Origin of the sequence: Streptomyces sp. NPDC057253, from assembly GCF_042669125.1 — a bacterium.
Lineage (GTDB): Bacteria > Actinomycetota > Actinomycetes > Streptomycetales > Streptomycetaceae > Streptomyces.
This window is the reverse complement of sequence record NZ_JBHUXV010000092.1, coordinates 1-14,151: the sequence shown is the minus strand read 5'-3', so window position 1 is coordinate 14,151 and position 14,151 is coordinate 1. Positions and strand designations below refer to the sequence as shown.

8 protein-coding genes and 2 pseudogenes are annotated in these 14,151 nt (G+C 66.7%); 8 read left to right on the top strand and 2 right to left on the bottom strand.

What is annotated here, in order from left to right; all coding sequences use genetic code 11:
* Positions 1 to 50: 50 nt before the first annotated feature.
* The gene (locus ACFULQ_RS35670) at positions 51 to 2,267 is read right to left on the bottom strand and encodes a hypothetical protein (protein WP_383552013.1); all 2,217 of its coding nucleotides are present in this window, start codon (positions 2,265 to 2,267) and stop codon (positions 51 to 53) included.
* A gap of 952 nt (positions 2,268 to 3,219) precedes the next feature.
* Between ACFULQ_RS35670 and ACFULQ_RS35665 the strand changes: the two genes are divergently transcribed.
* From ACFULQ_RS35665 to ACFULQ_RS35640, 6 genes and pseudogenes are all read left to right on the top strand, one after another.
* Entirely contained in the window at positions 3,220 to 5,193 is a 1,974-nt protein-coding gene (locus tag ACFULQ_RS35665) for a pentapeptide repeat-containing protein (RefSeq protein ID WP_383552012.1), read from the top strand.
* A 306-nt stretch (positions 5,194 to 5,499) separates the two neighbouring features.
* The gene (locus ACFULQ_RS35660) at positions 5,500 to 6,048 is read left to right on the top strand and encodes a hypothetical protein (RefSeq protein WP_383552010.1); all 549 of its coding nucleotides are present in this window, start codon (positions 5,500 to 5,502) and stop codon (positions 6,046 to 6,048) included.
* A gap of 134 nt (positions 6,049 to 6,182) precedes the next feature.
* Positions 6,183 to 7,016 (top strand): annotated as a pseudogene (locus tag ACFULQ_RS35655) (DNA primase).
* Between the two features lie 2 nt (positions 7,017 to 7,018).
* Positions 7,019 to 8,495: pseudogene (locus ACFULQ_RS35650) on the top strand (ATP-binding protein).
* Between the two features lie 433 nt (positions 8,496 to 8,928).
* Positions 8,929 to 9,168, top strand: a complete 240-nt coding sequence (locus ACFULQ_RS35645) for a helix-turn-helix domain-containing protein (RefSeq protein WP_383552009.1) — start codon at positions 8,929 to 8,931, stop codon at positions 9,166 to 9,168.
* 76 nt (positions 9,169 to 9,244) lie between these two features.
* Positions 9,245 to 10,504, top strand: coding sequence for a tyrosine-type recombinase/integrase (locus tag ACFULQ_RS35640; RefSeq protein WP_383552056.1), 1,260 nt, complete (start codon positions 9,245 to 9,247; stop codon positions 10,502 to 10,504).
* Positions 10,505 to 10,637: 133 nt separating this feature from the next.
* On the opposite strand, the gene glnA is transcribed toward ACFULQ_RS35640, so the two are convergent.
* Positions 10,638 to 12,047, bottom strand: a complete 1,410-nt coding sequence (gene glnA, locus ACFULQ_RS35635) for a type I glutamate--ammonia ligase (RefSeq protein WP_383552007.1) — start codon at positions 12,045 to 12,047, stop codon at positions 10,638 to 10,640.
* Positions 12,048 to 12,247: 200 nt separating this feature from the next.
* On the opposite strand from glnA, the gene ACFULQ_RS35630 reads away from it, so the two are divergent.
* Together ACFULQ_RS35630 and ACFULQ_RS35625 are read left to right on the top strand one after the other, a co-directional pair.
* Complete coding sequence (locus ACFULQ_RS35630; protein WP_383552005.1) at positions 12,248 to 12,718, top strand: RDD family protein; 471 nt, start codon at positions 12,248 to 12,250, stop codon at positions 12,716 to 12,718.
* Positions 12,719 to 12,857: 139 nt separating this feature from the next.
* Complete coding sequence (locus tag ACFULQ_RS35625; protein WP_383552003.1) at positions 12,858 to 14,117, top strand: lipase family protein; 1,260 nt, start codon at positions 12,858 to 12,860, stop codon at positions 14,115 to 14,117.
* Positions 14,118 to 14,151 lie beyond the last annotated feature (34 nt).

Genomic DNA, 14,151 nt, shown 5'->3' with positions numbered 1-14,151 from the left:
GCCTCCCGCCAGCGCCCAGCCCATAGCCAGCAGACGGCGGTCCGCCCAGGTCACAGATCCCAGACCTCCAGCCGGCCTTCACTGCCGAGCATCGCCATCAGCCTCCCATCACGGGAGATGGCCACGTCGACATAACGGCCCGACTGGCGCAACTGGATCCCGCCGTCGATGGTCGGGCAGGACAGCCGACCCCGCTTGAGACAGAACAGCGTGCCCGTCTCGGTGCACAGCAGACGCATACCCTCCCCGCCCAATGCCTCACGGGCCTCCCGGTCCGTCAGCTTGCGGCGGTACGCCTCCCTGCCATCCTCTGTACTCCACACCAGTACTTCCTCAAAGGTCACGCATCCGACATGGCTGCCCGAGGGGGAGACTGCCAGCTGACAGCCCGGGCCCACCAGCGAGGAAAACTTCCTGAGCAGGCCGGTCCGGAAGTAGGGCATGGAGTTGGCCATCGACCGTTGCAGCGTCGGACGGCCCCTTCGATGAATGAACACTTCCTGCGAGCGTGCCAAGGCGATCACCGACGCGTCGAGACTCACCGCGCTAGCCGCCAGCGAAGCAGGGCAGGGAACGCGCTCCACCACCGAGCCATCCTCGAAACTGCGAACGGTCAGCGACTTCCTGTCGTGCGTGGCGAACACGTCACCACCACTGGTGACCAGAAAATTCTCCCCGCCGTCGAAATGGACCGGATCCGAGCGGAACACCCCCGCATCCTGCGGAAAACGCAGGATCTCCAGTTCCTTTGGCCAGGCGGTCACCAGACTGTGCGTCAGAGAAGACACCAATGCCTGGTGGCCGACCCTGATGCGAGCCGGACGACCCTCCGCCCCAGGCAGAGAATCTCCCCCCACACTCCACCGCCGGACGCGACCTTGCCCGTCGACAACCACCACCGTGTGATCCGGGCCGAATCCGAGCACCGCCCGCTCGTCCCGCACCCCCGAGTCCGTCTCCCAGCGCCGCCGCTGCGGTTCCTGGTCAGGCACAAACCCGGCGGAACCCCGGCTCCCCGCCACGCCAACGGCACTGAACTGTGTCGTCGTGAAGGAGTCCCTTCCCGGCTCCAGAGGCGGGGGCCACGCTTGCCCGCCCTGACGCCTCGCCGTCCGCGCCAGGAGCTCGCCCCCGGCATGTGCGGCAAGCCGCACGAGCCATCCGCGGCCCGCCACACCGATTTCCGTGTACGTCGTGAACATCAGAGCGCGCGCCATCAGCGAGAGCAGGAACTGCGCGTCCCACGAGTCCCGCCAGTGGCTCATCTCCCGCTGGGCGGTCACCGTCACCGCCTGCACCAGCGTCTTTGCACGCGGCACGATGTAGGCGCCGTGGGTAGCGTGCGGGGCCACGATGAAACGGAGCAGAGCGTGCCGCTGATCTGGCGGCAGCTCGTGCTCGACGAAGGGAATCAGCGCGGATAGCAGCACCGTCGCAGCGTCCCCGCCAAGGTCAGCCCGGGCGCTGAACGTGCACAGATCGATAAGACGGTACGCCTCGGCCTGTACTGTCCCCTCCATCTGGGGCACGAGGACGTTGTCCAGATGCAGGTCGCCGTGACCCAGACCGCGCAGCACACGCAGCTCGGGATCCGGCAGGGCCGACCCACCCTTGACCATCAGATACGGATTGGGCAGCCGCATACCGTCGCTGTACAGCCACGGGGGCGCGGGATCGAGAACGCCCAGAGACCTTCCCCACGCCTGAAGCGAGCCGTCGCCCTGCCACACGCCGTTCAACTCCTCGCGCAGGAAGGCAGAGACCTTCACAGGCTCGGGGACAGCCAGCTTGAGGACTTCGGCATTCCAGCACGACAACAGCCCCCGGATCAGATGCTCGACCACCCGCGCCCTGTGTTGCCCGTCAAGGCCTCCAACAGTCGTCGTGCTCTGCAGGCTGTCGCCGGCGACCTTCTGGAACATCAGCGTCCTGCCGTCCGGCAGCGGCACGGGATCGAACGGCTGCGTGACCAGATGCAGGTCGGTGAAAGTTTCGACAGCCTCAGCGGCAGCCGCGGTAGCAGCGGGCTCACGTCCGGCCGCGCCTGCGGGAACGATCTTGAGGATGAGCTGCTGTGCAGGCGGAGCGACTTCAACCGCCAACAGGACAGCGTCGGTATAGCTGCGGCCCTGTGCGGTCCACTCGGGCCGATGCAGGTACAGGTCCGTCCAGGCGTGCTCGGCGGCCTGCTCTTCCAGCACGTCGATGATCTCGGGTCCGCAGGTTTCCCGGATGAACCTGGCGTCCTTGTTGGGGATGTGCAGCACAACTGGCCCTTCAGCAGGGGAGCGGACGACGCGACCAGCGTGCCAGCCGACGGCTGCCGCAGATACAGAAACGGGTCAGAAGGTCACAGACGTGCGCTTTGACCCGGCAGTGTCCAACACGCCTGACCGCACCCACTGGTGCGCCTCGCCCGAGCCCCGTCCTGGTGCGCCCTCGAGGAAGCTGGACCGGCCCATGAGGCAGCCCGCACGGCCGTGATGGACTGGGAAGAACGCAAAGGCTGGTACTACGCCCTCACCGGCATCGACTCCTTCGACGTGCTCCTGTACACCGTGGTCACGGCCCTGCACACGCCCATCGGGCAGCCTGCGACGTTCCCGCCCCAGAGGGAACGGGTTGACGATCGGACCAGTGCCCGCGTCCAGGTGGAAGTCGTAGAAGGACCGCAGCACGGTCTCGCAGTGCGCCCGCGTCGCCGCCGCATACATCAGTCCCGGCCCCGCCCGCCCGGTCACCGCATTCGGCACCCCGGCTAACGAACCGGCAGCCGTAGAAACCGCCTTGGGGCCAGCCGGACGTCCGCGCCAGTGCGCCCTCACGGGCGCTTCTACTCGACGGATGCGATCACGCAGCACTATCTCCAGACGCTGATCCGCTCTAACGGCCGGTAGACGGGATCACTTGGATGCCGCCAGGTACCCGGGGGTACCAGGTGGGACACCACGCGGATAAAAGAGACGGCGCGTAGAAGAGAGTGGTCCACTCGTGAGCTCTCAAGCCTGTGAGCTGCTATGAAGCGGGGCGAACGGCAGGCGTCGAAGCCAACGTCACCGCGTATTCCCCGGAAGGTGTGGTTCCACAGCCCGACTCACTCTCATCGCAGGCGGTCCAACAGGTGTGACGTGGAGTCAGTAGTGACACTTGCGGACCTTGACCATGCCGAGCTGGCAGACTCCCCTTGCCAGTACTGCCAGCTCAGGAGAAGCCCAGGACATGACGGACCCACAGGCCACATCGCTGCGCATTGAGTGGCAGCACTGCGGTTACGGAGCCGATGAATCGGGTGCGCATGGTTGCCTTGGCGCACAAGTTTCCGCTTATGAGGAGTGTTTGGCTCACCTAGACGAAGGGGCTCGCCAGGCTTACTTGGCGAGCCTAAGGCCAGGCGAGGACGTGGATCATCGCGGCACGCTTTTCAGTCAGAGCCTCTTTGCGGAACTGCTAGATGCAGTCAGTGAGGGAGATGGGCGCGCCTATTTCCGCAAGGCCCTATTTGATGCGGCAGAATTTGAAGGCGACGTAAATCTCGCGAACGCAACGTTTCACGGGGAGGCGGCATTTCGTCGCGTTCGATTTCACGGGAAAGCTGTATTCTCGGAAACTCAATTCCGAGACATCTCTAGCTTCAAAGGGTCTACGTTCGCGTCATCTGCCCACTTCCCTTCCGCGCAGTTTGCCAAACCGGCCCGCTTTAGTGGTGTCAAATTTCTTGGACATGCTGGTTTCAATCGAAGTAGATTCAGTAACGTAGCGCGATTCGACTCTGCCGAATTTTCCGATGTGGCAACCTTTACTAAGGCGGTGTTCTCGCATGATGCTAACTTCTCGGGTGCTCGGTTCGCGTGGCCGTCACGATTCATCGAGGCGCATTTCGATAAGCAGGCGGATTTTTCTAAAGTAGAGTTCGCCAAGCGAGTCAATTTCACTGAGGCCGCGTTTGTCGGAAGCGTAAAATTCGATGACTCTAAGTTTGTCGGGCGGGCGGAATTTTCGGCGACTTCCTTTTCGGCGGACGTAAATTTCGAAGGTGTGCATTTTCTTGAAGATGCACTATTTAAGGAATCGTCCTTCGAAAAGCTATCGCACTTCGGGCCGGTGGTTTGTAGTGGCGAAGTCGACATGTCCTTTGCTGTTTTCAAGTCGCCATCTACACTGGAAATTTCTTCCATTAGGCTAGACTGTCGACGTACGCGATTTGAGGTAACAGCCTCTCTTAGTCTTAGATATAGCACTGTCGATTTTACTGGTGCCGTTCTTGGTCAGTCCGTCTCTATTAGTGCTGGACATACGGCATTTGAACGTCCTAGTGGCGGCCCAGTGCGTGAGAACTTCCGGTCCGGGCGAAGCGAGGAAGTGAAAATTGTCTCGCTGCGCGGAGTGGATGTCTCACATCTTGTTCTGACCGACATAGATCTATCGAATTGTAGGTTCTCAGGTTCGCTCAATCTAGATAAGCTGCGCATTGAAGGGCGCAGTAAGTTCGCAACCACGCCGCGAGGCCTTCAACGCCGCTTCATTTTCGTACCGTCATGGTGGACGCGTCGAAATACCATCGCTGAAGAGCATTATTGGCGCGCTGCTGAGGGATCTCGGCCGGAGGGTTGGAGTAGAGCCCCTGCAAATTCCAGGCAGGAGCGGCCTGTGAGACCGGATGATCTCGCGGGCATTTATCGACAGCTTCGAAAGTCCCTTGAGGATTCCAAAGACGAACCCGGTGCGGCCGACTTCTATTACGGAGAAATGGAAGCGCGACGTAAGAATCGAGAAAAGGGTTCGGTAGGGGAGAGGGTTCTTCTATCTGCATACTGGGCTCTGTCGGGGTATGGAATCCGTGCATCCCGTGCATTCGGATGGCTCACTTCCATGCTGGTCATTTCTGTGCTGGTGATGATGCTGTGTGGGATTCCAGGTAACTCTCCTCGAGAGATTACAAGTGGCACATATACGGGAAACTCGGTAAATCTTTCGACCGTGCCCGAAAAGCCGGTACTGGGCGAAGGGGTCGATAGATTTACTTGGCGCCGATTCGAGCGCTCATCGCGAACCGTAGCCAATGCCATCGTATTTAGGTCGGCGGAGCAGAGACTGACATCCCTGGGGGTTGCGATGGAGTTTATTTGTCGCGTCTTCGGGCCCTTGCTGCTTGCGCTCTCAATCCTCGCTATCCGCGGCCGAGTTAAGCGATGATGAGCTTCGCGATCTGTGGGAACATGCATTATTTCGGCAGGGGTGGGGCGCGGCTCGAAGGGGTGGTAGGCGGCCCAAGCGCAATGTAACTTCGAGAGTCCCACTGCTGAAGCCCCCCACCTCACAGCTCGGCAGGAACGCCGGACCGCAGCACCCCGACAAGCGGAAGGCCGGGGGGCACGGTCCCACGCTGGAGGACGAAGTGGTCTTCTTGCTGCCCCCGACCGAGGCCTGAGGCTGCTGCCCACCCCGGCCGCCGCCGACGGCACCGGAGGCCCCGGCACCTCCCCCAAGCGGCAGGGCGGGATGAACCTGCGCACCGCCGTCACCCTGCTGCCCACCCCCGCCGCCGGGGACTGGAAGTCGGGTGCCTCCAACCTGATCGGCACCAACTCCCGCCCGCTAAACGAGGTGGTGGTCAACCTGCTGCCCACGCCGAAGGCATCGGACGGGCCGCACGGCGGGCCGAACCAGCGTGACACGGCGGGCAACTACTACCTGCCGGGCCAGGCCGTCCGCCTGGACGGGCAGTGGGTGGCCACCAACGGCACCGACTACGGGCCCGCGATCCGACGCTGGGAGCAGGTGCTGGGACGGCCCGCGCCGGAGATGACCGAACCCGGGACCAAAGGCAACCGCCGGCTGTCCCCGGCGTTCGTGGAATGGATGATGGGCGCCGATCCCGGCTGGGTCACCGGCCCGGACCTCGGGCTGTCCCGCTCCGACCAGCTCAAGATCCTCGGCAGCGGCGTGGTCATCCATCAGGCCGCATTGGCCTACCGCCTGCTGCTCGCCGCCGACGCGCCCCACCTCGCGGACCCGGTCCCGGCTCAACTCGCCCTGGACATCGCCTGACGACGCCAAGAGCGGCCCCTACCTCTCGCCAAAGAACGCGGGGCCGCCCTGCCAGCCAGTCACCCATCAAGGAACTGGAGACCTCCAGCATGACCCAACCCACCGACATGCGGCGAGAGCGCCGGTACGCCGGCATGAACGAGCACCTGCGTACCGCGCTCGACCTGGCCGCCTCCGGCATCCCACCGCTGCCCCTGCGGGCGGGCAAGGTCCCGTTCGGCAACTGCCGCCGCTGCGCCAACAACGCCTGCGGCGGCCGACCCAACATGAAGACCCCGGGGCCCTGCGCCTGCCCCGCCCCCTGCCACGCGTGGGCCGCCGCCACCACCGACCCGGCCGTCATCACCTCCGGCCCCTGGCGCCATGCATGGCTGCGAGCCGAGGCCGTCGCCTACCACCCCGGCGGGGCGGGGCTGACCGTCGTGGACCTGGACAGCGCCGACGCGATCGCGTGGGCCCGCGAGAACCTGCCCACCACCCAGACCGTGCCCACCACCCGGGGTGAGCACTGGCTCTACTTCGGCCGGACGCAGTCCGCGAACGCGGTCCGACCCGGCGTGGACATCAAGTCCACCATGGCCTAAGCCCGTTGGCTGGGCTTCGGCACCGGCGACATGGCCGCGCTGCCGGATGTCCTGCGCGCGCTGGCCGCGAGCAAGCCCGCCCCGGCCCGGCCGGCGCCGGGGCTCGTCACGGTGCCCGCCGGGGGCGCGGAGTGCCGCCACCGCACGCCCACCTTCCTCGAACGCGGGATCGCCATGGCGGAGCAGCGCATCACCGAGGCCCGCAGCGCCATCCACGCCACCGTCTACCGGACGTTCCTGGCCGTGCTCTCGACGCACGGCCGGTGCGGCTGCCTCACCGAGGTCCACATCGCCCGCCTGTTCACCGCCGCTCAGGCCAAGGGCGAAACCGCCCGGCACTGCACCGACGCGTGGACCAACGCCCGCACCACGTTGGGGCTTTGAGCATGGACAACGACGACGACAAGAACCCGGCCCGAAAGGTCATCGCGGACTACGCGCAAGAGCGCTTTCGCTACTTCCGCACCGCGGACGGCACCGTCTACGCACAGCGCAAGGGCCACCCCGTGGCCCGCCCGATCCGCTCCCAGGGCACCACCGGAAGCCACCGCCAAGAACTCATGGTCGGCCTGTTCCGCGACGGACTCGGCACGTTCAACGGCACCGCGATGAAGGAGGCACTCGACTTGATCGAAGCACTCGCCCTCACCGAACAGGTCCAGCCCGTCCACATCCGCGTCGCCCCCGGCCTGGACGGGGCCACCTGGCTGGACCTGGGCCGCAACGACGGCCAGTCCGTGCGCATCCACCCCACCGGCTGGGACATCGCCGTCCCCGACCCGGCCGAGGTGTGCTGGCGACGCACCCAGCTCACCGGCGAACTCCCCCTGCCCGCCAAGGACACCAACGGCAAAGGCATCGACGCGCTGTTCCGGCTCTGCAACTTCGTCAACGCCGAGACGGAGTGCCTGGCCATGGCCTGGCTGGTCGGCTGCCTGGAACCCTCCGTGCCCGTCCCCGCCCCCTTCCTCACCGGCCCCCAGGGCGCGGGCAAATCCACCGCCGGGCGAATGCTGATCCGCCTCATCGAAGGCATGACGGGCGACCTGCGCCGGGCCCCGAAGGACGAGGACAACCTGCGCCGCCGTGGCAGCGGGATGGGTCACCGCGCTGGACAACCTCTCCCACATGACCCCGGACCTGTCGGATGCCATGTGCTGCATCGTCACCGGAGCCGAGTCCGTGAAGAGGGCGCTGTTCACCGATGGGGACGTCTTTCGCGCCCGCTACCGCCGCCCCCTGCTTCTGACCGGCATCGACGTCGGCGTCATCCGCCCCGACCTCGCCGAACGCCTCCTCCCGCTCCGCCTCGAACGCCCGAAGGTGCGGCGCACCGAAGCCGAACTCTGGGCGGAGTACGCCGAAGCCCTGCCGGTCATGCTCGGCTCGCTGCTGGATCTGACGGTCAAGGTCCGCGCCGCTACCGCTGTAACGCCGACCGATCTGCGGATGGCGGACTTCGCCCACCTGTGCGCCCAGCTCGACCAGGCCATGGGCTTCGGAGCTTTGGCGGCCTACCGGGCGGGGTTGGACGACCTCAACGACGACGTGATCGAGGGCGACCTGCTCGCGCAGACCGTGCTCGAGTACGCGGCCGGCATGGAAGCCGGGGCGCAGGAGCGGATGACGTCCGCGGAGTGGCTGCACCTGCTCACCCGGCTCCACAGCGGCGAGGACTGCCGCCCACTGCCCAAGGGGTGGCCGACCACCGGCAAGGTCCTCTCCGACCGGCTCAAGCGCCTTCAGCCCACCCTCGCCGCCCGCGGCCTCATCGTGGACTGGGGACGCACCAAAACGGCCCGCTACATCGAACTCACCGAACCCGCACCGGCACCCGGGCCGCAGCAGGAAACGGCGTTCTGAGCCCGGCGTCACCGCTCAACAGCAAAAGGAGCACCCGGGGCGGCGGGTGCTCCTCTTGCTGTTCGGTGCGCAGCACCGCCCCAAGGACGTGCCGCGCAGCGGCTCCTTCTTCGCTCTCTGAGCCACGCACAACAACAGACACCACCCCCTCTTTTTTCCTAAGTAGGGGAACGCTGCGTCACCTGCGTCACCCACGCCGGAAAACGGCCCCTGACCAGCAGAGAAGGCGGTGACGCAGAGCCCAACCGTCTGCGTCATCGTGCGTCACCTGCGTCACCCCCCGGTGACGCAGGTGACGCGGCGGTGACACAGCCCCACCATGCTCCGTCACCGATAACCACAGGTCAGCGACCTGAATGACGCAGGTGACGCGGTGACGCAGAAATCCGAACCTCGGACACATGCGCCCTGCCCTCTCCGCTTGGAGCCTCCTATGGCAAAGCCGATAGACCCGGATCCCCGCGGCACTCTCCGAGGCGGCCTCCCGGACCGGTACCTCACCCCCGACGACATTGCAGACATGTTCGGCGTGCCGCTCGAAACCGTCTACCAGTGGCGCAGGAAGCGCACCGGACCGCCCGGCTTCCGGATCGGAAAACACGTCCGCTACGACCCGGCCGACGTGCGCGCCTACGTCAGCCAGCGCAAGAGCGCCTGCCAGAGCGCCGCGTAGCCAACCAGCCCCCAGACAGCAGGGAGAGCCGCCGCGGGTGGCTCTCCCTGCTGCATGTCGAGAGGACCGCCGCTGTCTGGCCGGCCACATCCAAGACCGTTGGTACAAGACCGAGACGGCGCCGAACGGCAAGACGATCAGGACGAAGACTGACCGCTACGGGACCGGCTTGCGCTACCGGGCCCGCTACGTCGCTCCGGACGGAAGTGAGCGCAGCAAGTCGTTCCCGGACAAACAGAAGCGTCTCGCGGAGGCTTGGCTGACGCAGATCGCGGCTGACATGACCCGAGGCCAGTACGTCGACCCGTCGGCTGGCAAGGAGACGTTCAGGGAGTTCGCCACTCAGTGGCTGGCATCCCAGACCACGGACCCTTCCACCATTGTGAACATGGAGCTGAGGTTTCGGCTGCACGCCTTTCCCTACATCGGTTCTCGCTCCCTGAGCGCGTTCCAGCCCACCCACATCCGTACGTGGGCACGGGCACTGGCAGACTCCGGCATGGCGTCGTCGTATCAGCGGACGGTCTTCGCCAACGTCTCCGCTGTGTTCGGCGCCGCCGTGGACGACGGCATTCTGACCCGGAATCCCTGCCGCGCAGGCTCCGTCCGGGCACCCAAGCTTGACCGACGGAAGATCAAGCCGTGGACGCGTGATCGGGTGGTTGCGGTCCGGGGAGGACTTCCGAGTCAGTACGCGACGGCCGTCGACGTGGGCGCAGGGTGTGGTTTGCGGCAGGGCGAAATCTTCGGGCTGGCTGTCGACGAAGTCGACTTCGTCGGGGGAGTGATCCACGTCGTGCGACAGGTCAAGCTGATCGGCCCGCAGATGGTGTTCGCCCCGCCCAAGGGCGGCAAGTTGCGAGACGTTCCGCTGCCCGACGTGGTGTCGGATGCGCTCGCCGCGCACATCACCCGCCGGCCCCCTATCGACGTCACGTTGCCGTGGAAGACCCCGGATGGGCCGCCGGTCACAGCCAAGCTGCTGTTCTACTCGCGAGAGCGTAAGGCGCTGAACAGGAACTACTTCAATATGTACCTGTGGAAGCCCGCCCTAATTGCTGCCGGCGTCATCCCGGAGCGGGGGCCGGGGGAGCGTTTCACCCCGTCGCGCGAGCACGGCATGCACGCCCTGCGCCACTACTACGCGTCGGTGCTGCTGGACTCGGGGGAGAACATCAAGGCCCTGGCCGAGTACCTAGGTCACTCAGACCCGGGATTCACGCTCCGGACGTACACGCACCTGGTGCCGAACAGCCAGGACCGTGCCCGCAGAGCCATTGATGCCGCGTTTGGCGCACCGGGTGCGGGCGCTGGCCCGGCGAAGCCGATGCGTTGAGCTGAGCGATAGCCCGACTGTAGACGCCGGGCCCGAAACAGGCCGTCGGCCGTGCCCTTCCGGCGAGGAAGAACACGGCCGACGGCCCACACACGGCCCAGGCGAGCGGAAACCACTCTGACCTGGGGCGATATCACACGTCGAAGTACAGCTCGAACTCGTGCGGGTGCGGACGCAGCTGCAGCGGAGCGATCTCGTTCGTGCGCTTGAAGTCGATCCACGTCTCGATCAGGTCCGGCGTGAAGACGTCGCCCTGGAGGAGGAACTCGTGGTCGGACTCGAGGGAGTTGAGGACGGCCGGGAGGGAGGTCGGGACCTGGGCGACGTTCGCGTGCTCCTCGGGAGCCAGCTCGTACAGGTCCTTGTCGATCGGCTCGGCCGGCTCGATCTTGTTCTTGATGCCGTCGAGGCCCGCGAGGAGCAGCGCCGAGAAGGCGAGGTACGGGTTGCCGGAGGAGTCGGGCGCGCGGAACTCGACGCGCTTGGCCTTCGGGTTGGAGCCCGTGATCGGGATACGCATGGCCGCGGAGCGGTTGCGCTGCGAGTACACCAGGTTGATCGGCGCCTCGAAGCCCGGCACCAGACGGTGGTAGGAGTTCACCGTCGGGTTGGTGAAGGCGAGCAGCGACGGGGCGTGCTTGAGGATGCCGCCGATGTAGTAGCGAGCGGTGTCCGACAGGCCCGCGTAGCCGGCCTCGTCGTAGAAGAGCGGGGAGCCGCCCGACCACAGGGACTGGTGGACGTGCATGCCCGAGCCGTTGTCACCGAAGATCGGCTTCGGCATGAAGGTCGCGGTCTTGCCGTTGCGCCAGGCCACGTTCTTCACGATGTACTTGAAGAGCTGGAGGTCGTCGGCCGCGGCGAGCAGCGTGTTGAACTTGTAGTTGATCTCGGCCTGGCCGGCGGTGCCCACCTCGTGGTGCTGGCGCTCGACCTGGAGGCCGGACTTGGCCAGCTCCAGGGAGATCTCCGCACGCAGGTCGGCGAAGTGGTCGACCGGCGGGACCGGGAAGTAACCACCCTTGTAGCGGACCTTGTAGCCGCGGTTGTCCTCCAGCGCACCGGTGTTCCAGGCGCCCGCCTCGGAGTCGATGTGGTAGAAGGACTCGTTCGACGAGGTCGCGAAGCGGACGCTGTCGAAGACGTAGAACTCCGCCTCCGGGCCGAAGTACGCCGTGTCGGCGATGCCCGTCGACGCCAGGTACGCCTCGGCCTTCTTGGCCACGTTCCGCGGGTCACGGCTGTACTGCTCGCCGGTGATCGGGTCGTGGATGAAGAAGTTGATGTTCAGCGTCTTGTCACGGCGGAAGGGGTCGACCCGCGCGGTCGACAGGTCCGCGCGCAGCGCCATGTCGGACTCGTGGATGGCCTGGAAACCGCGGATCGACGAACCGTCGAACGCGAGCTCGTCGTCCGGGTCGAACGCCTCGACGGGCAGCGTGAAGTGCTGCATGACGCCCGGCAGGTCGCAGAAGCGGACGTCGACGAACTTGACGTCCTCGTCCGCGATGAACTTCTTGGCCTCGTCGGCGTTCTGGAACATCCAGCTCCTCCTACTCCCGACCGTTCCTGGACCGGGGTGGTAGTTCGTTCGTGCGGCCAGTGCGGTGGCACACGCTGTCCTCGACCCTAGGGACGGGTGGTTTCTCGGGCGTGACCCATTTGTTTCGCACAAGTTAACCGGACATCCGAGGCCCCGCCCCTGCTGTCCGTATCCCGAAACGTCGGCAGTACCGTGGACCCGTGGACAAGAGGGATGCAATCGGATCGTGGCTCTCCGGCCCCCGCGCGGCCGCCGAGGATGCCGGTGTCGACTTCGGATACCGCGGACAGCAGCTCGGCCTGCCCGAGGAGGGACCGGGCTCGATCGCCCGCCCGGGGCGGCGGCTCGGCGCCCTCGCCGTGGACTGGGCGATGAGCGTCCTGATTGCATCCCGGCTCATCACGCAGAGCTATGGCGATCCCGCGACCTCGAACTGGGCGCTGCTGGTGTTCTTCCTGATGGGAGTCCTCACCGTCGGCACCATCGGCTTCACTCCGGGTAAGCGCCTGTTCGGCCTGCGGGTGGTCGCGGTCGACACCGGCCGGGTCAGCCCCGTGCGGGCCCTGCTGCGCACGGTCCTGCTCTGCCTCGCCGTCCCGGCCCTGATCTGGGACCGCGACGGCCGGGGCCTGCACGACCGGCTGGCGAAGACCGTGGAAGTACGGATCTGACGGCTCCCGGCGCCTTTGTCGCGTCCTGACAGACCCGTCCACGAACACGCGCGGCGGCTGACTATAAGTCAGTGGGCCCGAGCTCCTAGCGTCTGGCACCCGAGCAACCTCCCCCGTTGCGAAGGGACCCTCCGGACCGATGAAGAGATCCGCCCTTGTCGCCGTCGTCGTCACCGCCCTCGTCGCCGCTCTCCTGAGCGGCGGTCTCCTCTCCGAGGCACCTCGGGCCTCCGCCGCGGCCGCCTGCACGGCCACCGGCCAGCAGGTCTACACACCCCCCACCACCGTCACGGCCACCCCCGGCACCGTCCTGGCCTGCCGTTCCGTCACCCTGAGCCAGGTGCCGGGCGCCATCGCGATGTCCGCCTGGAAGGTCCTCCACAGCTCCACCGACAACCAGGGCCGCCCCGTCGCCGTCTCGGGCACCCTCGCCGTCCCCAGGGCGCCCTGGACCGGCACCGGCGCCCGCCCCGTCGTCGCCTTCCACCCCGGCACCCTCGGTCTCGGCCCCCAGTGCGCGTTCTCCAAGCAGCTCGCCGGGGCCTTCCAGGACGAGTACGAGGGCGACAACATCGCCGCCCTGCTCAGGGCCGGATACGCGGTCGCCGCGACCGACGGCCCCGGCTACCTCGACGGCCAGACGCACCGCTATGTCGCCGGCACCGACTCCGGCCACGCCCTGCTCGACTTCGCCCGCGCCGCCCCCGCCGTGCCGGGCAGCGGACTGTCCCGGCAGGCCCCGATCGGACTGTGGGGCTACTCGGAGGGCGGCGCGGCCAGCCTCTGGGCCGCCCAGCTGGCGGCGGGCTACGCACCCGAGCTGAACGTGGTCGGGGACGCCTCCGGCGGCATCCCGGGCGACCTCAAGCAGGTGGCGGCCGCTCTCGACGGCGGCGCCTTCTCCGGCTTCCTCGCCGACGCGGCCATCGGCATCCAGGCCGCCCACCCTGCCCTGCCCCTCGACGCGCTCCTCAACGACCAGGGCCGCGAGGCGGTGAGGACCGCCAAGTCGGTGTGCGTGGCCGGCACCGTCACCGCCCTCGCGGGCAGGAGCATCAGGGACTTCACCACGGCCGGGCTCACCCTCGACCAGCTCTACCGGCAGCGCGGCAGCGACGGCCGCACCTGGGGCCAGGTCCTGGACGCCCAGAAGCTCGGGGTGAACCTCGCCGCCCACCGGATCACCTTCCCGGTCCTCCAGTACCGCGGCGCCCTCGACGAGGTGATCCCCACCGCCACCGAGGACGCCGTGCGCACCGCCTACTGCGCGGCCGGCGTGCGGACCGGCTGGAAGGTCTACCCCGGCGACCATCTCCTCACCGACAACCAGGCCGTCGGCGACGTGGTCTCCTGGCTCGGCGACCGGTTCGCGGGCAGGCCGGCCCGCGACGACTGCTGATCCGTCACGACGAGGGGGGCGCCCGGTGTCACAC

Bases quoted from the DNA above. Each gene is read 5' to 3' on its own strand.
- ACFULQ_RS35665 (WP_383552012.1), top strand. From the start codon at position 3,220: ATGACGGACCCACAGGCCACATCGCTGCGCATTGAGTGGCAGCACTGC.
- ACFULQ_RS35660 (WP_383552010.1), top strand. From the start codon at position 5,500: ATGAACCTGCGCACCGCCGTCACCCTGCTGCCCACCCCCGCCGCCGGG.
- ACFULQ_RS35645 (WP_383552009.1), top strand. From the start codon at position 8,929: ATGGCAAAGCCGATAGACCCGGATCCCCGCGGCACTCTCCGAGGCGGC.
- glnA (WP_383552007.1), bottom strand. From the start codon at position 12,047: ATGTTCCAGAACGCCGACGAGGCCAAGAAGTTCATCGCGGACGAGGAC.
- ACFULQ_RS35625 (WP_383552003.1), top strand. From the start codon at position 12,858: ATGAAGAGATCCGCCCTTGTCGCCGTCGTCGTCACCGCCCTCGTCGCC.